Genomic DNA, 20,319 nt, shown 5'->3' with positions numbered 1-20,319 from the left:
ACGGGCGTCACGCGCCCGGCCTCCCCGCCACCGCACACGGGCGTCACACGCCCGGCCTCCCCGCCACCGCACACGGGCATCACGCGCCGGCCTCCTTCGGTGGGCGTCCGCTTCCCGGCGGTCCCGCGAAGGCCTGCGCGATGTCCAGCCAGCGGTCGGCGTCGGGGCCGTCGGCCCGCAGGGCGAGGTCGGTGCGGTGGGCACGCTGGGTGACCAGGAGACAGAAGTCGAGGGCGGGTCCGGAGACGCGCTGCGGGGCGTCCTCGGGGCCGTACGTCCACAGGTCGCCGGAGGGTGCGCGGAGTTCGACGCGGAAGGGGCCTGTGGGTGGGGTCAGCCCCTGCACGCCGTAGGCGAAGTCCCGGGTCCGCACCCCGAGCCAGGCCACATGCCGGAGCCGGTCCGTGAGCGGGCGCACCACACCCAGCGCGTCGGCCACGTCCTGCCCATGGGCCCAGGTCTCCATCAGGCGGGCCGTCGCCATGGAGGCGGCCGACATCGGCGGGCCGTACCAGGGGAAGCGCGCCTTGGGCGGGGACGCCCGGAGCGCCGTCTCCAGTGCCGCACGGCCCTCACGCCACCGCGCGAGCAGTTCGGCGGGCGGGAGCGCGGCGCCCTCCTCGGCCCCCTTGTCGACGAACGAGCCCGGCGCGGCGAGGGCCTTCTCGACCAGCGTGTGGAAGCCGCCGGCGTCCGTGACGGCGAGCAGGGCCGAGCGGTCCGTCCAGGCGAGGTGAGCGATCTGGTGGGCCACGGTCCACCCGGGCGCGGGGGTCGCGAGCGACCATCGTCGCGGGGGCAATCCGGCGACGAGGCGGTCGAGTTCCTCGCTCTCCTCGCGCAGATCGTCGATCACGGACGTCTGATCGGACACGGGGCGCTCCCCTCGGGGCACGGCGGTGTGCGGGGTGGTGCGGCGTGCTGAGGAGCATGGCAGCGGCACCAGAAACAATCAAGCGTGCTTGCATGAAATGGTCGGGTGGCGGTGCCGGTGCGGGCGGTGTTCACGCTCGGAGCGCCCGCTGTCGGTGACGATGGCGGGGCTGTGGGAGCCGCGCCGGCTGCGGGCGCACTACGGAAACCTGGTGCGCGGATGCTGGTGCGTCAGCGCCGGCCGCCGCCACGGGCCGGGCTCGTGGCGGCGAGCTCAGACCTCCGCGGCCGCTTCGCGCGCCGCCTCCTCCAGCCGGTGCCGATGGGCCTCCCACATGGCCTGGTCGTCCGGGGGCATGCCGTCCTTGCCCGGCGTCAGGCCGACCGACCCGTCGATGAGCTCGCGCACGATGTCGGCGTGCCCGGCGTGACGGCTCGTGTCGGCGATCACGCGCACCAGGATGTGGTGCAGCGTGGTCTCGCGCCGCTCCTCGGGCCACCAGGGGACACGACCGACCGCATCCAGCGGCAAAGCCCCGATGGTGCCGTCCGCGTGCTCCCACGCCCTGCGGTACAGCCCCGCGATGTCCTCGCGCGACTCGTCCGGCGTGGCCCACATGTCGGCGTTGGGTTCGGCGTCCCGCGTGTACCACCAGGGTGGTGGGTCCTCGTCGAAGAACGGTCGGCCGAAGGTGTCGCCGAAGTACCCCAGCTCCACACCGGCAGTGTGCTTGACCAGCCCCAGCAGATTGGTGCCGGTCGGTGTCAGGGGACGGCGGATGTCGTACTCCGAGAGTCCGTCGAGCTTCCACAGCAGGGCGTCACGTGCCTCTTGCAGATAGCGCAGGAGGTCGGCCTTCGGGTCCGGTGCGGTCATGCGGGCAGTCTCGCACCCGGCACTGACAACCCGGCCGGGCCGAAAACGGGACGGCGGATGCCCACCTCGCCGGGGACGGCGGATGCCCACCTCGCCGGGGACGGCCGAAAACGGGACGGCCGTTGCCCACCTCGCCGAGGGCGGTCAGCCCCGAGGACCGGTCATCCCCGAGGGCCGGACGGCCTCGGTGGCCGGTCATCCCCGAAGGCCGGTCAGCCCCGAGGACCGGACGGCCCCGGGGCTGACAAATCGGCGGGCCGAAAACGGAACGGCGGTTGCCCACCTCGCCGGGGCCGGCCGAAACGGGACGGCGGTTGCCCGCTTCGTCGGGGACGGTCACCCCCGAGGACCGGACGGCCTCAGGGGCCGGACGGTCTTGGGACCGGACCGGACAGTCTCGCGGCCGGACGGCCCCGGGGGCGGCCGGACAGCCTCGGGGGCCGGACGGCCTCGGGCCGGTCAGTCCTTCCGCGCCGTGCCCTCCAGCGCCACCGCGTTCTTGCGGCCGCGGCCCACCTGGGTGCGCACCGCCCCCATGCTCGCCGCGACGACGAGGGCGATCGCGGCGGCCTCGGCGGCGCTGAGGACCTGGTCGAGGATGAGGAAACCGGCCGTCGCGGCGATGGCCGGTTCGAGGCTCATCAGGATCGCGAAGGTGGAGGCGGGCAGGCGGCGCAGGGCGAGGAGTTCGAGGGTGTAGGGCAGGACCGAGGAGAGCAGCGCGACCGCCGCGCCGAGGCCCAGCGTCACCGGGTCGAGCAGCTTCGCCCCCGACTCGGCGATGCCCAGCGGCAGGAACAGCACCGCCCCCACCGCCATCGCCAGGGCCAGTCCGTCCGCCTGCGGGAAGCGGCGGCCCGTACGGGCGCTGAAGACGATGTAGGCCGCCCACATGGCGCCGGCCCCCAGGGCGAAGGCCGTTCCTATGGGGTCGAGGCCGCTGAAGCCTCCCCCGCCCAGCAGGAAGACACCGGCGAGGGCGAGCGCCGCCCAGACGACGTTGATCGCGCGGCGGGAGGCGAAGACCGAGAGGGCGAGCGGGCCGAGGACCTCCAGGGTGACCGCGGGGCCCAGCGGGATACGGGCGAGGGCCTGGTAGAAGAGGCCGTTCATGGCGGCCATGGTGATGCCGAAGACGACGACCGTGCCCCAGTCGGCACGCGAGTGGCCGCGCAGCCGTGGACGGCAGACCAGCAGGAGGACGACGGCCGCGACCAGCAGGCGCAGCGCCACCACTCCGAGGGCACCCGCCCTGGGCATCAGGGTCACCGCCAGCGCGCCGCCGAACTGCACGGAGATGCCGCCCGCGAGCACCAGGCCCACGGGCCCGAGGGAGCCGAGCCGGCCCGGGCCGGTACCCGGCGCGGTGGCGGCGGGGGTCGCGGACGCGGGCGAGGCGGTGGTGTCCGGCGTGGTCACGGGCGGGTCCTGTGCTCGGGGGTCGGTGTCCGGGTGCTGCGCGTGTGCGGTGCGTACACCCGGATGCACTCAACGTACAGCCCGATGCACTGCACGGTCCAGGGTAATGGACTTGGTCAGGTGCGTGAACCCCTTTTACCTCTGTCTCGGGCTGTGAGACCTCAGCGGCGGGCGAGGTAGAGGTCGAACGCCTTGTGGAGCAGCCGGTTGAGCGGGTAGTCCCATTCGCCGAGGTACTCCACGGCCTCGCCGCCGGTGCCCACCTTGAAGCGGATCAGGCCCAGCAGGTCGCTGGACTCCTCCAGGGTGTCGGTGATGCCGCGCAGGTCGTAGACGGCGGCACCGAGTTCGTGCGCGTCGGTCATCATGCGCCACTGCACGGCGCTGCTCGGCTGGACCTCGCGGCGGCGGGCGGTGGAGGCGCCGTAGGAGTACCAGACGTGCTCGCCGACGGTCAGCATGGTGGCGGCGGCCAGCACCTCCCCGTCGTGATAGGCGAGGTACAGCCGCATCCGGTCGGGGTGTTCGGCGGTGAGCGCCGTCCACATGCGCTGGAAGTACGGCAGCGGGCGCGGGAGGAAACGGTCCCGTTCGGCGGTCTCGCAGTAGAGCTCGTGGAAGGCCGGCAGGTCCTCCAGATCGCCGCGCACGACCTTGACCCCGGCTTTCTCCGCCTTCTTGATGTTGCGGCGCCACTGCTGGTTCAGGCCGCCGTGGATGTCCTCCAGCGACCGGCCGGCGAACGGCACCTGGAAGACGTAGCGGGGCTGTCCGGCCGCGAAGCCGTTCTCGCCGGAGGTCTCGGACTGCCGCCAGCCCATGCGGCGCAGGCTGTCCGCGACCTGGCCGGCCCGCGGTTCGTACGACGTCGCCCGCACGTCGCTCAGCCGCCGCGCCGCCGGGTCCGCGATCGCCGCCTTGACCACGTCGGCGCTCCAGCGGCGCACCACGACCGGTGGGCCCATCCGCACCGCGAAGGCGCCCCGCCGTCTGAGGTGGGCGAGCATCGGCTCCAGCAGCCGCTCGAGGCCGGGCTCGTGCCAGTCGAGGAGCGGCCCCTCGGGCAGATACGCGAGGTAGCGCGGCAGCCCGGGCACCCGGGGCCCGGGCAGCGGCCGCAGCAGCACCAGTCCCACGCCGACGAGCTGCCCGCGGTCGTCGAACCAGCCGAGGCTCTCCGCCCGCCAGTCGGGCTTCACCTCGCCCCAGGACGGGAGCTGGGTGTGGCTGGCGGAGGGGCGGGCCGTGACGAACCCGAGGTGCTCCTCACGGGTGATCGGCTGGACGCGGACGCTCATGCGGCGGGCTCCTTCGAGCAGCGGGCGGTGTCTGGTCCCGCGAGCCTAGGAGCGGCCCCGGCCCTCCGCCGGCTCAGACACTCGGGTCCACCCGTCCGGTGGCACGAACGCCCCACGCGGCGCCGCTCCCCGGTCACGGTCTCTGCTCCGCCCGGCCGTCGACCGGAGTACCGAGCCGGTCTGCCACGGTGGTGAGGGCCGCCGAGCGGAAGCGAAACCCTCGTGAGGGAGTGCCGGTCACCTCGGGTCCGGTCCCGGTTGATGATCAGCACAGGCTTGCCGCCGGTCGTCGCGGGACGTCTCACGCGTCGGTCCCGCCCGTGTTCTCGTCGAGCGCCTCGGCCAGGACCTCCGCCAGGTGCCTGCCCCGCACGCCCGCCAGCTGCTCCAGCTGCGTGCGGCAGGAGAAGCCGTCCGCCAGGACCACCGTGCCGTCCGGGGCGTCCCGTACGGACGGCAGGAGCTGTTCCTCCGCGCAGGCGGTGGACACCTCGTAGTGGCCCTTCTCGAAGCCGAAGTTTCCCGCGAGGCCGCAGCAGCCGCCGCTCAGTTCGCCGGAGAGCAGGGCCGCCGCACGCAGCCGGCGGTCGGCGGCGTCGCCGAGCACCGCGTGCTGGTGGCAGTGGGTCTGCCCGGCCACCGGGCGGTCCACGCGCGGCGGGGCCCACTCGGGGGCGTGCCGCTCCAGCGCCTCCGCGAAGGTGAGGACCCTCGCGGCGAGACGGGCCGCGCGCGGATCGTCGTGCAGCAGCTCGGGGACGTCGGTGCGCAGGGCGGCGGCGCAGCTCGGCTCCAGGACCACGACCGGGGCACCGGTCTCCAGCACCGGTTCCATCAGATCGAGCGTGCGGCGCATGACGGCCCGGGCGCGGTCCAGCTGGCCCGTCGACACGTACGTCAGCCCGCAGCAGACCCGGCCCCGGCCGCGCAGGAGGGACAGTGGGTCCAGGGCGACCGTCCTGGCGTCGCCCACCGGCGGCTTCGCCAGGCGCAGGGTGGGCGGCAGCGCCACCCGCAGCCCGGCCGCCTCCAGCACCCGTACGGCGGCCCGGCCCACGGAGGGGGAGAGGTGCTCGGTGAAGGTGTCGGGCCACAGGACGATCAGCCGGCCCTGCGCCGGGGGACGATGCGCCCTCCTCCGCTCCCACCAGCCGGTGAACGTCCGCCGCGCCACCGGGGGGATCTCCCGCTCCGGGGCGATGCCGCCCAGCCGTTTCATCGCCCACGCGACGGGCTGTATCCGCGACAGCGCGTTGACCAGCCACGCCGTGCGGGTCCGGGACACCGCCCGCAGCCACACCGGCAGCCGGCCCATGGCGTAGTGGGCGGCCGGACGGCGGCGCCCGGCGTAGTGCCGGTGGAGGAACTCGGCCTTGTACGTGGCCATGTCGACCCCGACCGGGCAGTCCGAGCGGCAGCCCTTGCAGGACAGGCACAGGTCGAGCGCGTCGCGGACCTCCCGCGAGCGCCAGCCGTCCGTCACCACTTCACCCGCGAGCATCTCGTGCAGCAGCCGGGCCCGTCCGCGCGTGGAGTGCTCCTCCGCGCCGGTCGCCCGGAAGGACGGGCACATGACCCCCGGGCCGTTCACCGACGTCGTACGGCACTTGGCGACGCCCACGCAGCGCCGCACCGCCGCCGAGAAGTCACCGCCGTCCAAGGGGTAGCCGAAGGCCACGTCGACCGGCTCGCGGGGCAGGACGGAGAAGCGCAGGCCGCTGTCCAGGGGCGCGGGGCGGACGAGCATCCCGGGGTTGAGCAGGTCGTCCGGGTCCCATACGCCCTTCACCCGCTCGAACAGGGCCACCATCTCGGCCCCGTACATCCTCGGCAGCAGCTCCGCACGCGCCTGCCCGTCCCCGTGCTCCCCGGACAGCGACCCGCCGTACGTGACCACCAGCTCCGCGAGTTCCTCCGAGAAGCGGCGGAAACGGGCGACGCCGGCCTCGGTCAGCAGGTCGAAGTCGATCCGGACGTGGATGCAGCCGTCCCCGAAGTGCCCGTACGGCGTGCCGCGCAGTCCGTGGGCCGCCATCAGCCCCCGGAAATCCCGCAGGTACGCGCCCAGCCGGGCGGGCGGCACCGCGCAGTCCTCCCAGCCCGGCCACGCCTCGGAGCCGTCCGGCATGCGCGTCGCCGTGCCGCTCGCGTCGTCCCGGATCCGCCACAGCGCCCCCTGCCCGGCCGGGTCCGTGACCACGAGCGCGTCCACGACATCGGCCGCCCGCACGATCGCCTCCGCACGCGCGCGTGCCTGAGCCGCCGACTCCCCGCCGGTCTCCACGAACAGCCAGGCGCCGCCCCGCGGCAGCGCGGCCGGGGACGGCACCAGATCCGCCGCCATCCCCTCCACCGTCAGCGGCCGAAGCGGCAGCAGCCCGGCCGCCGCCTCCGCCGCCGCGCTCTCGTCGGCGTACGCCAGCACGGCCAGGGCACGCGCGCGGGGCGCCTCGACCAGGCGTACGACCGCCTCCGTCAGCACACCGAGGGTGCCCTCGGAGCCGCAGAAGGAGCGGGCCACGTCGGCGCCGCGCTCGGGCAGCAGGGCGTCCAGCGCGTAACCGGAGATGCGGCGGGGCAGGTCCGGGAAGCCGGTGCGCAGACGCGCCGGTTCCCCCTCGGCCAGCTCCCGCAGCCCCGCCGGTGCTCCGGACCAGTCCCGCCCGAGCCGCAGGCGCTCGCCGCGCGCGGTGACGACGTCCAGCTCCCGCACACTGTCCGCGGTCGTCCCCCACGCCACCGAGTGCGAGCCGCACGAGTTGTTGCCGATCATGCCGCCGAGCGTGCACCGGCTGTGGGTGGAGGGGTCGGGGCCGAACCGCAGGCCGTGCGGGGCGGCGGCCTCCTGGAGCCGGTCGAGCACCAGGCCCGGCTGCACGACGGCGGTGCGCTCCGCGGGATCCAGGGACACGAGCCGGTTCATGTACCGGGTGAAGTCCAGCACCACGCCCGTGCCCGTCGCCTGGCCCGCGATCGACGTACCGCCGCCTCTCGCCACGACCGGCACCCCCCGCTCCCGGCACACCTCCAGCACGGCCGCCACGTCGTCGGCGTCATGGGGAGCGACCACACCGAGCGGCACCCGCCGGTAGTTGGAGGCGTCCATGGTGACCAGCGCCCGGGAGGTGACGTCGAAACCCACGTCACCCCGGACGACCCGGTTCAGCTCGGCCTCGAGGGCGGCCGGATCCCCGACATCCGTCATGCGTCCAGCATGCACCCGGCCACTGACAGTGACGGACCGGGGCGATACTCCCCCGAGGTCTCAGCCCTTGACGGCGGAGCTGGCCACGCCCTCGACGAACCAGCGCTGGAAGAACGCGAAGACGATCAGCACGGGCAGCACCAGCAGCACGCCGAAGGCGAGGATCTGGCCCCAGTCCGGGGGCTGCTGCCCCTGGAAGACGCTCATCTCCAGGGGGAGGGGGCGCACCGACGGGTCGGACACCATCAGCACCGGCCACAGGAAGGAGCCCCACTGGATGAGGAAGGTGAGGATCGCGACCGAGGCGAACACCGGCCGGGACATCGGCACGATGATCGCGAAGAAGGTGCGCCAGGGCCCGGCGCCGTCCAGCCGGGCCGCCTCCTCGATGCTCGGCGGGATCTTCTTGAAGAACGTGTGGAACTGGTAGATCGCGAAGGCGTTGGCGACGAACGGCAGGGCCTGGATGAACAGGGTGTTGCGCTGGCCGTTGAACATGTAGAACAGCGGCACCGCCACCGACTCGAACGGGATCAGCATCAGCAGCAGGACCAGGGTGAACACGGCGTTCTGCCCCCGCCACTTCAGCCGTGTCAGCCCGTAGGCCGCCATCGAGTTGACGATCAGTCCGCCGGTGACCACCACGAACGACAGCAGCACCGACACGCCCATGAACTGCCAGAAGTAGCCGGTGCTGTCGGAGCTGAGGCTGTCGAGGACGGCGGTGTAGTTGTCGAAGGAGAGGTGGGTGGGCAGGAAGCCGGACAGACCGTTCAGGACCTCGTCGGACGGCTTGAGGCTGCCGAGGAAGAGGTAGAGCGCGGGGAGGGCGAAGACGAACGCCAGGACGCTCAGGACGGTGTAGTCGAGGACGCGGCGTACGGGCGTACGGGGTATGGCCATGGTGGAGTCAGTCCTCGTGGTCGGGCCGGACGACGCGGCGCTGGACGATCGTCAGGGCGACGACGATCAGGAAGAACACCACCGTGACGGCCGAGGCCTGGCCGATGTTGTTCTGGTCGAAGGCCGTGGTGACGGCCTGGTACATCACCGTCCGGGTGGCGTCCTCGTCCAGGCCGCCGCCGCGGATGAGGATGTACACCTGGTCGAAGACCCGGAAGGACAGCACCGAGGTCAGCATCGCGACGAACACGAGGGTGCCGCGGATGCCGGGCAGGGTGACGTGCCGGAACTGCTGCCAGCGGGAGGCCCGGTCCAGCTGGGAGGCCTCGTAGAGCTCGCCCGGGATCTGCTGGAGGCCGGCCAGCAGGATGACCATCTGGAAGCCGACGCCCTGCCACACCGACAGCACGATGATCGAGCCCATCGCGGTGAGGCCGTCGCCGAGCCAGTCGAAGGCACCCCAGTTGCCGAAACTCACGGTGTCCAGCAGGGAGTTGAGCATGCCCTGCTCGCTGCGGGCGAGGATGAGCCGCCAGATCACGGCGACCAGCGCCATCGGGAAGACCACCGGCATGAAGAAGAAGGCCCGGAACAGGCCGATGGCCTTCAGCTTGCGGTTGAGCAGGATCGCCAGCGCCAGCGCCAGACCCGTCTGGAGCGGTACGACGACGGCGGCGAAGGTCAGGTTGTTCAGCAGCGCCCGCAGGAACGGGCCGGACAGGTCGGGGTCGGTGAACAGCCGCCGGTAGTGCTCCACGCCGAAGAAGGCGGGCTCCAGCGGCGAGCCGAGGCGGACGTTGTAGAAGGAGAGCACCACGGCGTAGCCGAACGGGATGCCGACGAAGGCGATCAGCCCGCCGACGGCCGGGGCGGCCATCAGCAGCCCGTGCAGCCGGTCGCGGTTGCCGCGCGACGGACGCGCGGGTTTCGCGGAGGGCGCGGACGATGCGGCCTGCGCCCGGCCAGGGGCCGCGGGGTGCGCGGGTTCCACGGTTTTCACGACAGGGTCCTCTTCCCGGCGGGGCGGGCTCGGCCGGTACATGGCCGCATGCCATGGCGCCGACGGCCCGCCCGGGCCGATACGTCCTGCGGGTTACGGGATCTCGTAGCCGGCGTTGTCGGTGAAGTCCCGGTCGATGGCGCGGGCGGCCTTCTGCAGGGCTTCCTTGGGGTCGGCGCCGCCGTAGATCGAGTTCAGGGCCGTGTTGAACTTGGCGGTGACCGTGGGGTATCCGGCGGTCACCGGGCGGGTCACGGCGACGCAGGAGGCGGTGATGTCGCTGTCGCCGCACGGCTTGGCCAGCTGGTCGGCGAAGAGCTGGAGCGGGCCGCCCTTCTTGTACAGCTCGCTCTTGGCGAGGGCGGACTTGGTCGCGGGCACCGCGCCGTTGGCCTTCGTCATCGCGCCGACATTGGCGTCGTTCAGCAGATAGTCCAGGAAGACGCCCGCGGCCTTGCCGTTCTTGCTGTCGGCGCCGATGCCCCAGGCCCACGAGCCCTGGCCGGTCTTCGGGCCGTTGCCGAAGTCCGGCAGCGGCAGCACGGCGAGGTCGTCACCGAGCGCCTCGCTGTAGGCGGGGTAGTTCCAGTGGCCGACCCAGCTCAGCGCCACCTTGCCCTTGGCGAAGGCGTTGCCGTCGGTGTTGGGGTCGACGTACGTCTTCCAGGACTGGAAGGTCTTCATCGCGGAGACGACCTTCGGGCTGTCGAGGGCGCCCTGCGCCTTGCCGTCCTTCAGCAGGCCGCCGCCGGCCGACCAGACGAGCGGGGAGAAGCCGAAGGTGCCCCACTCCGTGGCCAGGCCGTACTGCTCCGATATGTCGAGGACCTTGCCGTCGGAGTCCTTGCCCTTCAGCGCCCCCAGCGCCTTGCCGAACTCCTCGGCCGTCCAGGCGTCGTCCACGCTCGTCGGGTACTTCACGCCGGCCGCGTCCAGCAGCTTCTTGTTGGCGTACACACCGAGCCCGGCGTCGAACATGCCCAGGCCGTAGTGCTTGCCGTCGATCTCGCCCTGCGCCTTGATCGCGTCGGTGGCGTTGCCGAGGGTCTTGGCGGAGACGTGACCGTCGACCGGGGCGAGCTTGCTGTTGAAGACGAAGTTCGCCATCGTCGGGCCGTCGAACTCCAGCACGTCCGGCAGTTCGGAGGCGTCGGTGGCGGTGATGGTCTTGGTGTAGTCCTTCTCGGGTATCAGCTTCAGCTCGGCCTTGACGGCGCTCTGCGAGGAGTTGAAGGACTTCACCGCGTTCTGCAGCGCGGCCGCCTCGCTCGCCTGGCCCTGGTGGGCCCAGACGCTGATGGTGCCCTTGCCGCTGCCCTGTTCGGCGGAGGTGTCGCCGCCGCCACCCCCGCCACAGGCGGCCAGTGCGGCCAAGGGCAGCAGAGCGAGGGCCGTCAGGCCCGTACGACGGTGTCTTCCGTTACCGGTGATCATGGTGGTGCCTCCGTGCGGGGTGTGGGCGTCGGTGCGCGGGCGGTGGGGAGGGGGCCGGAGCGGCGCCCCGTGTCGGGCGGGGAAAGGGGACGGACGGAGCTACCGCTGCCGGCCGGTGTTCGGTGGAGCGGTGGTCTCGCGCAGGACGAGACGGATGGGCATCTCGACGGGGCGCGGCGGCCCGGCGTCCGGATCGTCCAGTCGCGCCAGCAGCAGCCGGGCCGCCTCCCGGCCCTGGGCCGCGACCGGCTGGGCCACGGTGGTCAGCCCGACCACCTCGGACAGCTCGTGATCGTCGAAGCCGACGACGGACACGTCCTCCGGGACCCTCAGCCGGTGCCGGCGCAGGGCGCGCAGCGCGCCCATCGCCATCTCGTCGGACTGGGCGAACACGGCGGTCGGCGGGTGGCGCAGCGCCAGCAGCTCGGTCATGGCCCGCTCGCCGCCCTCGACGGTGTAACCGCCGTCCGCCTCCAGGGCGGCATCGGGCTCGATCCCGGCGTCGGCCAGCACGTCCAGGTAGCCCTGCCGGCGGTCGAGGGGCGTGGTCCAGTGCAGCGGCTCGCTGGCCCCGGAGATCATGCCGATCCGCCGGTGGCCGAGGTTCACCAGATGCCGTACGGCGCTCTCCGCTCCGCCCCGGTCGTCGATGCCGACCGCCGTGAAGCCGGGCCGGGCGCCGCCGACCGTGGTCGCCAGCGGCACGTCGAGGGAGCGCAGGGCGGCGGCCTCCTCCGGGTCCGGGATCAGCAGGGACAGCACGGCGTCGACCCGCTTGCGGATCGGCAGCCTGGCGAAGAAGCGCTTGCGTGCCTCCGGTGAGCCGAGGTTGTACAGCAGGACGTCGTAACCGGCGGCGCTGAAGACCTTCTCGGCGGAGTCCAGTACGGTGCCGAAGAACCAGCGGCCGACGTACGGGACGACGACGCCGACGGTGTAGGTGCGTCCGCTGGCCAGGCTGGACGCCGAGCGCGAGGCGATGTAGCCCAGCTCGGCGGCGGTCTCGACGATCCGGGCCCGCATCTCCTCCGACACCCCGGGGCGGCCGCGCAGGGCGCGGGACACGGTGGACGCCGAGACCCCGGTGGCCTCGGCGACATCGGTGATGCTGACCGTCACGGGACGCTCCTTGATCGGGTGCACGCCGCGTGTCCGGTGGCCCGGAACCGCGTCGGTGCGAGGGGGAGTGACGAGACCGTAAACCCGCCCATCCTGTTGCGCAAGCGTTTGCGTTCAGATTTACTTCGGCTGACTCTCAGAGAAACCCCCGCCAGCCAGAACACAGCGCATACGTTTGAGTGCGCTGTCGGCAGACAGGACCTGTCCATGCGATACGCGCCGCCCGGCCTCTGCGTGAACGACTTCGACCTTCTGCGCCACGCGGACGGCACCTACACCGCGCTGCACCTCCAGGGCCCGTGGACGGCCGAGTTCGACCACCTGCGCATGGAGACCTCCTACGGCCGGGCCACGTCCACCGACCTGGTCCACTGGGAGCCGCAGGGCACGGCCTTCGGCAACGGCCTGCCGGGCCGCTTCGACCAGCAGGCGGTGTGGACCATGCACGCCTTCCCGCACGGCGCCGGCATGGCGATGTTCTACACCGCGGTCTCCGGGCTCACCCCCGGCGGCTGGCCCCTGCAGTCGGTCGGTCTGGCCCACTCCGACCGCACCGACGGCACCGGCTGGCGGCGCCACGGCACGGGGCCGGTCGTCGAGGCGGACGGGCGCTGGTACCGCACCGGCGAACGCATGGGCTGGCGCGACCCCTTCGTCGTGCGCGACGACGAGTCCGACGGCTGGGTCATGCTGGTCTGCGCCGCCGACGCGTCCCTGCCCGTCGAGGTCGGCGGCTGCGTCGCCTGGGCCACCTCCGACGACCTGGAACACTGGACCGTCCACCCGCCGCTCGTCTCCCCCGGCGACGTCGACGAACTGGAGTGTCCCGTCCTGGAACGCCTCGACGACGGCGGCTGGCTGCTGCTCGGCTCCGTCGGCGCCACCCGGGGCTTCGAGGCGTGGACCGCGCCGCGCCTGCGCGGCCCGTGGAGCCGCCGCGGCCCGCTCGGCCCGACGGGCGCGTACGCCCCGCGCGTCGTCACGGCCCCCGACGGCTCCCGCGTCGTGCTGCACACCACCCCGCGCCGGGTCGGCCTCACCGACACCGGCGACCGCTGCCGCGGCATGCTCGCCCAGCCCAAGTCCCTCGTCGTGCCGCAGGACGCGGCGCCCCGCCTGGAATGGTGGCCGGGCCTGGACCACTGGCTCGGCGAGGAGACGTACGACGCCCCCCTGCACGCGGTCGGCGACGTCGACATCCGCGGCCGCACCGAGATCACCCTGCGCACACATGCCCCCGACGAGGACCGGCCCGCGCTCACGGTCGGCTGCGACGGCAAGAACCTCCAGGTCACCGGCCCGGACGGCGACGTGCTCGGGGAAACCCTCCTGCCGGAACCCGCCGCCTCACTGCGCATCCTGACCGTCGGTGAGTACGTCGAGGTCTACGCCGACGGCGTCTTCGTCCTCACCACCCTGTGCTACTCCGGCCGCCCCGCCCCCTGGACGGCCGCCACCGAGGGCGGCGTCCACCCGGTACCCGTCCGCCCGGTCCGGCTGCCGGCCGCGCACCGCGACGACGCCTCGGCCGTCTGGCCCGGCCCGTCGTCGCACTGACCCGTCCGCATCCCGTCTCACCCGACGGACGACGTTTCGCCCGCGTTTCTGGAAGCCGCTACGCTCCCCTTCGTGGCTGAGATCCGGATTCCTGCTGACATCAAGCCCGCCGACGGTCGATTCGGCGCGGGCCCCTCCAAGGTGCGGGTGGAGGCGCTGGACGCCCTGGCCGCCACCGGCACGTCCCTGCTCGGCACCTCCCACCGCCAAGCCCCCGTCAAGAACCTGGTCGGCCAGGTGCGCGAGGGCATCAGCGAACTGTTCCAGCTCCCCGACGGCTACGAGGTGGTCCTCGGCAACGGCGGCTCCACCGCCTTCTGGGACGTCGCGACGCACGGCCTGATCGAGAACAAGTCGCAGCACCTCAGCTTCGGCGAGTTCTCCTCCAAGTTCGCCAAGGCCGCCAAGCTCGCCCCGTGGCTGGCCGACCCGGACGTCATCTCCGCCGACCCGGGCACCCACCCCGAGGCGGTCGCCGCGGCGGGGGTGGACGTCTACGCGTTCACCCACAACGAGACCTCCACCGGTGTCGCCATGCCGATCAAGCGCGTGGCCGGTGCCGACGAGGGTGCGCTGGTCCTGGTGGACGCCACCTCCGGCGCGGGCGGCCTGCCCGTCGACATCGCCGAGACGGACGTCTACTACTTCGCCCCGCAGAAGTCCTTCGCCTCCGACGGCGGTCTGTGGATCGGCGTCTTCTCCCCGGCCGCGATCGAGCGCGCCGAGCGCGTCCACGCCTCCGGCCGTCACGTCCCGGAGTTCTTCTCGCTGCCGACGGCGATCGACAACTCCCGCAAGAACCAGACGTACAACACCCCGGCGCTGGCCACCCTCTTCCTGCTGAACCAGCAGCTGGAGTGGATCAACGGCCAGGGCGGCCTGGACTGGTCGGTGCGCCGCACCGCCACCTCCGCCCGCACGCTCTACGGCTGGGCCGAGGACATCAAGTACGCCAACCCGTTCGTCACCGACCCGGCCAAGCGCTCGCAGGTCATCGGCACGATCGACTTCACGGACGAGGTCGACGCCGCCGCCGTCGCCAAGGCGCTGCGCGCCAACGGCATCGTCGACACCGAGCCCTACCGCAAGCTCGGCCGCAACCAGCTGCGCGTCGCGATGTTCCCGGCGATCGACCCGGCGGACGTCGAGGCGCTCACCAAGTGCGTCGACTACGTGATCGAGAAGCTCTGACGTTCTGCCGAACGTGAGTGAGGGCGCCCCGCGTGTGCGGGGCGCCCTCACTCGTTCCCGGGCGGCCGGCGGCGTCGTACCGGTGGTTCTTCGCGGCGCTACGGGGTGTGCTGCGAGCGCGCCACCCGGAACCCCACGTCGTCGATCCGGAACGTCGGATGGCTCCGGCGGCGCACCGAGGCGCGGCAGCTCCAGTGCTCGTCGGACCAGCCGCCGCCGCGCAGCACCCGGTACGTGCCGTAGACCTCTGCGTCGTAGAGGTCCCAGCACCAGTCCCAGGTGTTGCCGAGCATGTCGTACAGGCCCCAGGCGTTGGGCTGTCGCCCGCCCACGGGTTGGATGCTCTCCGCCGAGTTGCCCCGGTACCAGGCGATGTCGTCGAGCGGGCCGTAGCGGGGTCCGGTGCTGCCGGCACGGCAGGCGTGTTCCCACTCGGCCTCGGTGGGCAGTCGGTAGCCGTCGGCGGTGGTGTCCCAGTCGGCCGTCCCCGCGTCGGGCCGCAGGTGGTACGCGGGTGCCAGTCCCTCCGTGCGGGAGAGGGCGTTGCAGAAGCGGACCGCGTCCCACCACGACACGCCCTCGACGGGCAGTCGGTCGCCTCGGGCCGTGCTCGGGCACTCACCGGTGACCCGGGCGTACCACTCCTGCGTGACCGGGAACGCCGACATCCGGAACGACCCGACCTCCACCGCCCACCTGCGCCGCGTCCGCCGGTCGGACAGCGTGACACGCCCCGCCGGGACAGCCACCATGTCGTCCGGCACGTCGCCCCCAGGCGGGTCACGGTCTCCCCGAAGTGGTGCCGATCGCTCCAAGTGGCGGGCGGCGTAGGGGCGTTGCAAGCGTATCAAGTGGACAGCCCATGGAACGCCTGTCCTACCCGGGCACGCGCGTCGCACGAAGCGAACGCCGCCTCCCGGGCGCACGCCCACGCGAGAGACGCCCGGGAGACCCCGGGCGCCCCTCTCCTCACGTCAGGCGATGCTCAGCCACGCGAACTCACCGACCGAACCCCAGGATCCCCCGCAGGCTGTCACCGATCGCAGCGACGGCAGGCTGCCGCGTGCTCGGCGCATTCTGCGCCGCCGGCTGCGGCTTCGGGTCAGGGTTCTTCTTGCACACCGCGTCGGCCACACCGTTGCCGTGCGGGACCTTGCCGTTCGTGAGGTACGTCGCGAGGTACTTGTCGAGGCAGGCGTTACCGCTCAGCGCGATGCCGTGGTTGCCGCCGCCCTGCTCCACGACCAGGCTGGACTTCTTCAGCAGCCGGTGCATGGTGACACCGCCCTGGTAGGGCGTGGCCGCGTCGTCCGTCGCCTGGAACAGCAGCACCGGCGGGAGCTTGGTGTTGGCGACGTTCACCGGCTTCAGCGTCTTCGTCGGCCAGAACGCGCACGGCGCGTTGTACCACGCGTTGTTCCAGGCCATGAACGGAGCCTTCTCGTACACCGCCCAGTTGTCCTTGCGCCACTGCTTCCAGTCGCGCGGCCAGGACGCGTCACGGCACTGCACCGAGGTGTAGACGCTGTAGCCGTTGTCGCCGGAGGCGTCGATCGCCGCGATGCCGTCGTAGGCCTTGACCAGCGCTGCGGTGTCGTGGTCGTTGACATAGGCCGCGAACGTCTGGGCGAGCGTGGGCCAGTAGGCGTTGTTGTAGCCGCCGGGTATGAAGATGTCCTCCAGCTCGGAGGCGCCCACCTTGCCGCCCGCCGGCTTCTTGGCCAGGGCCGCCCGCATGGCGTACCACTTGGCCTCGATCTTCTTCGCGTCGGTGCCGAGGTGGTAGGTGGAGTCGTACTTGGCGATCCACGCCATGAGGGCCTTGTGACGCTTGTCGAAGGCGTAGTCCTGCTTGATGTTGGCGTCGTACCAGACTCCGGTCGGGTCGACGATCGAGTCCAGCACCAGGCGCCGCACCCGCTCGGGGAACAGCTTGGCGTAGACCGCGCCGAGGTAGGTGCCGTACGAGTAGCCGAAGTAGTTGATCTTCGGTGCGCCGAGGGCCTTGCGGATCGAGTCCATGTCCTTCACGGCGCTGACCGTGTCGATGTACGGCAGGACGTCCTTGTACTTCCGGCCGCAGGCCTGCGCGAAGGACTTGGCGCGGGCGAGGTTGGCCTGCTCCAGCGCCGGCGTGCTGGGCACGGAGTCCGGGCGCACCGGGTCGAAGTGACCCGGCTTGCAGTCCAGGGCGGGCTGGCTCTGTCCGACTCCGCGCGGGTCGAAGCCGATGACGTCGTACTGGGCGGCGACCGCCTTGGGCAGGGAGGACGCGACGAATTCGGCCAGCGACAGGCCGCTGCCGCCGGGACCGCCCGGGTTGACGAGCAGCGGGCCCTGGGACTTCGGCGCGGTGTGCGGCACGCGGGAGAGAGCGAGGGTGATCTGTTTCCCTCGCGGCTTCGCGTAGTCGAGCGGCACCTTCACCGACGCGCACTGGAGCGTCGGGGTGTCGTCCGTCCCGCACTTCTTCCAGGTGACCTTCGCGGCGGCGGTCCGGGCGGTGTTCGCGGCCTGCGACGCGCTGGCGGGGACGGCGGTGAGTGTCCCGGCCAGTACGACGGTCGCACCGCACAGTACGGCTGCGGTTCTTCTCATGGAGTTCTCTCGCAACGGTGAGGGGGGTCAGGCCCGTGAGTGACACGGGCCGTGCCGCATCGTTTCGGATGAGCGCACCACTCATGTGCGGATTCGACCAAGACTTGACCAAATCGAGTCACAGTCCGCTCTCAGAAACCCCTCAGAAAGGGGGCCTTCTGACAATTCCAGACAGGCCGGCAGACCGGGCAGAGCGGAGGAGCAGGCCAGGGGGCGCCCGAGGAGCACCGGGCGCCCCGGCTCACCCGGTGCTCACGTCGCCGTGCACGTCACGCCCGGCACGGCCCCACCTCCGGGCGCCCCGCCGAGGCCGAAGCTCGCCGAACCGCCCGGCGCCAAGGCCCCGTTGTGCGCGGCGTTGACCGCCGTGACCGTCGCGCCGGTCTGGGTGTGGGTCGCGTTCCACATGTTCGTGACCTTCTGCGACCCGCTCCACGTCCACGTCACCTTCCAGGACTTGAGCGCGAGTGTGCCCGTGTTGGTCACCTTCACCTCGGCGTTGAAGCCGCCGCCCCAGTCGCTGCCGACGGTGTAGGCGGCGGTGCAGGTGGGCGTGGAGCCGCCGGGATCACCGGGGCCGCCCGGGCCGGGGGTGCCGGGGTCGAAGCCCGGGGCCTTGACGGGCGCCAGGTACGCGTCCTTGGCCGTGTCGACCGTCTGCCAGTCGTCCTTCAGGATGCCGCCGGTGTCACCGGAGTTGGGGTTCCAGGACCAGAACGTCCAGTGGAAGCTGTCGGCACCGTGCGCCGACGTCGAGCGCAGGTACTTCACCAGCTCGGACAGCCACTTCTGGTCCACCGCCGGCTGGAGCGTCGTACCGAACTCGCCGAGCCAGACCGGGGCGATGTTCTGCTTGAAGACGTAGCCCCAGTACTTGTCCCAGATCTCCGGCATGTTGGCCGGGAAGGACGGATCGGAGAACCAGGACTGCTGCGCCACCGACGTGGCGTAGTCGTGCGCCGAGTACACCAGCCGGTTCGGGACGTCCAGCTGGACCGGGTGCTGGGCCACACCCATGAGGTTGCCGCCCCACCAGCCGTTCGTGCCGTTGTACGACTGCACGCCCTCGACCATGATCAGCAGCTCGGGGTTGACCGACAGCACCGCGTTGCCCGCGCGCTGGGCGGCCAGGCGCCAGTCGCGGGAGGTGTCTCCACAGCCCCAGCAGGCCGGGTCGTGAGGCTCGTTGTGCAGGTCGATGCCGACCACGGTGGAGTTGCCCTTGTAACGGGCGGCCAGCGTCTTGAGGTTGGCGATCCAGGTCGATTCGGGGACCGCCGAGGTGTACCAGAGGGCCGACTGGCCCGCCGCGTCCGGACGGTGCCGGTCCAGGACGATCTTGAGGCCGGACCGGCCCGCGTAGGCCACGATCTTGTCGAGGACCTGGAGGGACGTCAGGCCGCGCAGGTCGGTGTTCTTGCCGTCGTGACTGATGCTGTCCGGCATGGTGCCGGGCTTGAGGATGTCGTCGCTGTAGGGCATGCGGAGGGTGTTGTAGCCCAGCGACTTCATCTGGTCGATCATGCTCTTGTAATCGCGGGCCCACAGGCCGTGGACGACGTGGACGTCGGTCTCGAAGCCGAACCAGTTGACGCCGGCGATGCGGACGGGCTGCCCCGCCGCGTCCAGGATCTGCCGGCCGCTGGTGTGCCAGTAGCCGGCACCGGCCGCCTCGGCGGAGACATCGGCCCGCGCCGATTGCACACCCGCCAGCGGTAACAGGAGCGCCGCGGCGACACACAGTGCTCTTCGCAATACGCGGAACATGGGCAGCTTCCTCTCGGGTTCCTCATGGGAAGGGGGAACACGGCACCCGGACGGGATGGGAGCGCTCCCATGCATGCCGCGCACTCTCCAGGAAACTGACACACCATGAGCACGTCAAGGAGGGCGCGTTCACTCATCACGCCGCTCGGGCCTCCGCAGGGCGCGGCCGCACCGAACGACGAGCCTGCGGTCCGCTACGGGCACATCCCGGGCTCGGCCCGGCTCGCAGCCGACGAAGACGGATGCCATCCGGTCCGCACGAGCGCGGTGATCCGCTCCACGGCCTCCTCGATCTGAACCAGGCACTGCTGCACTTGGGGCGGAGGTGCGCCGAGAGGGTCCTCCACATCCACATCGCCCATACGAGTCGACACGGCACCACGGCGAGCGGCCGCGCCCTGCACGAGGGCGGCGAACCGTGCGGCCGGATCCAGCGTGCCTGCGGCGTCCTCGGGCCGCGCCAGCCGGGCGAACTCACGGAAGGTGAACGCACGGGACAACGCACGCACAGGGGAGAGTCGCACGGCGGCCTCACGGTGCTCCCGCGCGGCACCCAGCACCAGGTCCGCGTTCTCGACCATCTCCTCGGTCAGCCGGCGGGAGCCCACCCCGCAGGGGCGCAGGCCGCGGCCGGCGAGGAAGGAGGTGACAGCAGTCGCCGCAGGCACACCCGCCACGGCCCGGGTACCGGCACTGCTCACGTGGATCACTTGCCGATGCTCGAGCAACTGGTGCCTGAGCAGGCACTCGGCGAGCGGAGAGCGGTAGAGATTGCCGGTGCAGACCACGAGTACGCGGAACGGGGGCACGCACCCTCCAGAAGGGGGAGAAGAGGAGATCAGGGCGTGCGGCGCGGGCGGGTGTCGCCGCAGTTCATGCCGGACGGGTCGGGGCGGCCGCCGCAGGCCGGCCAACCGCATAGCGCATACCGGGCAACTTCGGCCCTCCAAGCCGGGGAACCGGCGGCCAGTCCGGTGATCCATATACGCCATAGGGCGTTATATCTCCCAAAGTTGTCTAACGAGCCTCATTTAGCGCTATCTATACACATACCGTACTCGGGGTCGGACCATGCCGT

General features: G+C 71.9%; 15 protein-coding genes. 2 read left to right on the top strand and 13 right to left on the bottom strand.

All coding sequences use genetic code 11. The features are described from left to right. Positions 1-79: 79 nt before the first annotated feature. The 9 genes from ACIQHQ_RS12305 to ACIQHQ_RS12265 all read right to left on the bottom strand — a co-directional run bounded on the left by ACIQHQ_RS12305 (position 80) and on the right by ACIQHQ_RS12265 (position 12,128). On the bottom strand, positions 80-874 hold the full coding sequence (locus ACIQHQ_RS12305; protein WP_402611867.1) for a TIGR03084 family metal-binding protein: 795 nt from the start codon (positions 872-874) through the stop codon (positions 80-82). Between the two features lie 273 nt (positions 875-1,147). Continuing rightward, on the bottom strand, positions 1,148-1,750 hold the full coding sequence (locus ACIQHQ_RS12300) for a DinB family protein (protein ID WP_402611866.1): 603 nt from the start codon (positions 1,748-1,750) through the stop codon (positions 1,148-1,150). 459 nt (positions 1,751-2,209) lie between these two features. Further along, positions 2,210-3,169 carry an EamA family transporter gene (locus tag ACIQHQ_RS12295; RefSeq protein WP_402611865.1) on the bottom strand — a complete coding sequence of 320 codons (960 nt, stop codon included), beginning with the start codon at positions 3,167-3,169 and terminating at the stop codon, positions 2,210-2,212. Between the two features lie 161 nt (positions 3,170-3,330). Beyond that, positions 3,331-4,467: a lipid II:glycine glycyltransferase FemX gene (locus ACIQHQ_RS12290; RefSeq protein WP_402611864.1), complete on the bottom strand. Its 1,137-nt coding sequence runs from the start codon at positions 4,465-4,467 to the stop codon at positions 3,331-3,333. 301 nt (positions 4,468-4,768) lie between these two features. Further along, a complete protein-coding gene (locus tag ACIQHQ_RS12285) occupies positions 4,769-7,672 on the bottom strand; it encodes an FAD-binding and (Fe-S)-binding domain-containing protein (RefSeq protein WP_402611863.1) in 2,904 nt (967 codons plus the stop codon). A 60-nt stretch (positions 7,673-7,732) separates the two neighbouring features. Next, positions 7,733-8,575, bottom strand: a complete 843-nt coding sequence (locus tag ACIQHQ_RS12280) for a carbohydrate ABC transporter permease (RefSeq protein ID WP_402611862.1) — start codon at positions 8,573-8,575, stop codon at positions 7,733-7,735. A gap of 7 nt (positions 8,576-8,582) precedes the next feature. Beyond that, on the bottom strand, positions 8,583-9,575 hold the full coding sequence (locus ACIQHQ_RS12275; RefSeq protein ID WP_402611861.1) for a carbohydrate ABC transporter permease: 993 nt from the start codon (positions 9,573-9,575) through the stop codon (positions 8,583-8,585). A gap of 93 nt (positions 9,576-9,668) precedes the next feature. Further along, positions 9,669-11,009 (bottom strand): ABC transporter substrate-binding protein, encoded by a 1,341-nt coding sequence (locus ACIQHQ_RS12270; protein ID WP_402611860.1) that lies wholly within the window; start codon positions 11,007-11,009, stop codon positions 9,669-9,671. A 99-nt stretch (positions 11,010-11,108) separates the two neighbouring features. Next, positions 11,109-12,128 (bottom strand): LacI family DNA-binding transcriptional regulator, encoded by a 1,020-nt coding sequence (locus tag ACIQHQ_RS12265; RefSeq protein WP_402611859.1) that lies wholly within the window; start codon positions 12,126-12,128, stop codon positions 11,109-11,111. A 207-nt stretch (positions 12,129-12,335) separates the two neighbouring features. Here ACIQHQ_RS12265 and ACIQHQ_RS12260 point away from each other — a divergent pair, with 207 nt between their 5' ends. Then, positions 12,336-13,685, top strand: coding sequence for a mucin-1 (locus tag ACIQHQ_RS12260; protein WP_402611858.1), 1,350 nt, complete (start codon positions 12,336-12,338; stop codon positions 13,683-13,685). A 72-nt stretch (positions 13,686-13,757) separates the two neighbouring features. Beyond that, on the top strand, positions 13,758-14,876 hold the full coding sequence (gene serC / locus ACIQHQ_RS12255; RefSeq protein ID WP_402611857.1) for a phosphoserine transaminase: 1,119 nt from the start codon (positions 13,758-13,760) through the stop codon (positions 14,874-14,876). A 98-nt stretch (positions 14,877-14,974) separates the two neighbouring features. Here serC and ACIQHQ_RS12250 read toward each other — a convergent pair whose 3' ends face one another. The 4 genes from ACIQHQ_RS12250 to ACIQHQ_RS12235 all read right to left on the bottom strand — a co-directional run bounded on the left by ACIQHQ_RS12250 (position 14,975) and on the right by ACIQHQ_RS12235 (position 20,050). Continuing rightward, a complete protein-coding gene (locus tag ACIQHQ_RS12250) occupies positions 14,975-15,628 on the bottom strand; it encodes a formylglycine-generating enzyme family protein (RefSeq protein ID WP_402612171.1) in 654 nt (217 codons plus the stop codon). Positions 15,629-15,875: 247 nt separating this feature from the next. Beyond that, positions 15,876-17,474 carry an alpha/beta hydrolase gene (locus ACIQHQ_RS12245; protein WP_402611856.1) on the bottom strand — a complete coding sequence of 533 codons (1,599 nt, stop codon included), beginning with the start codon at positions 17,472-17,474 and terminating at the stop codon, positions 15,876-15,878. 252 nt (positions 17,475-17,726) lie between these two features. After that, positions 17,727-19,241, bottom strand: a complete 1,515-nt coding sequence (locus tag ACIQHQ_RS12240) for a cellulase family glycosylhydrolase (protein WP_402611855.1) — start codon at positions 19,239-19,241, stop codon at positions 17,727-17,729. Positions 19,242-19,435: 194 nt separating this feature from the next. Beyond that, positions 19,436-20,050: a low molecular weight phosphatase family protein gene (locus ACIQHQ_RS12235; protein ID WP_402611854.1), complete on the bottom strand. Its 615-nt coding sequence runs from the start codon at positions 20,048-20,050 to the stop codon at positions 19,436-19,438. Positions 20,051-20,319 lie beyond the last annotated feature (269 nt).

This window comes from Streptomyces sp. NPDC092370, from assembly GCF_044755265.1.
Taxonomy (GTDB): domain Bacteria; phylum Actinomycetota; class Actinomycetes; order Streptomycetales; family Streptomycetaceae; genus Streptomyces.
The sequence above is the reverse complement of the archived record's forward strand: the minus strand, read 5'-3'. Positions and strand labels throughout refer to the sequence as shown.

Coding starts and splice junctions, on each gene's coding strand:
- ACIQHQ_RS12245 (WP_402611856.1), bottom strand. CDS start 17,474: ATGAGAAGAACCGCAGCCGTACTGTGCGGTGCGACCGTCGTACTGGCC.
- ACIQHQ_RS12260 (WP_402611858.1), top strand. CDS start 12,336: ATGCGATACGCGCCGCCCGGCCTCTGCGTGAACGACTTCGACCTTCTG.
- ACIQHQ_RS12250 (WP_402612171.1), bottom strand. CDS start 15,628: ATGGTGGCTGTCCCGGCGGGGCGTGTCACGCTGTCCGACCGGCGGACG.
- ACIQHQ_RS12280 (WP_402611862.1), bottom strand. CDS start 8,575: ATGGCCATACCCCGTACGCCCGTACGCCGCGTCCTCGACTACACCGTC.
- ACIQHQ_RS12285 (WP_402611863.1), bottom strand. CDS start 7,672: ATGACGGATGTCGGGGATCCGGCCGCCCTCGAGGCCGAGCTGAACCGG.
- ACIQHQ_RS12290 (WP_402611864.1), bottom strand. CDS start 4,467: ATGAGCGTCCGCGTCCAGCCGATCACCCGTGAGGAGCACCTCGGGTTC.
- ACIQHQ_RS12270 (WP_402611860.1), bottom strand. CDS start 11,009: ATGATCACCGGTAACGGAAGACACCGTCGTACGGGCCTGACGGCCCTC.
- ACIQHQ_RS12240 (WP_402611855.1), bottom strand. CDS start 19,241: ATGTTCCGCGTATTGCGAAGAGCACTGTGTGTCGCCGCGGCGCTCCTG.
- ACIQHQ_RS12300 (WP_402611866.1), bottom strand. CDS start 1,750: ATGACCGCACCGGACCCGAAGGCCGACCTCCTGCGCTATCTGCAAGAG.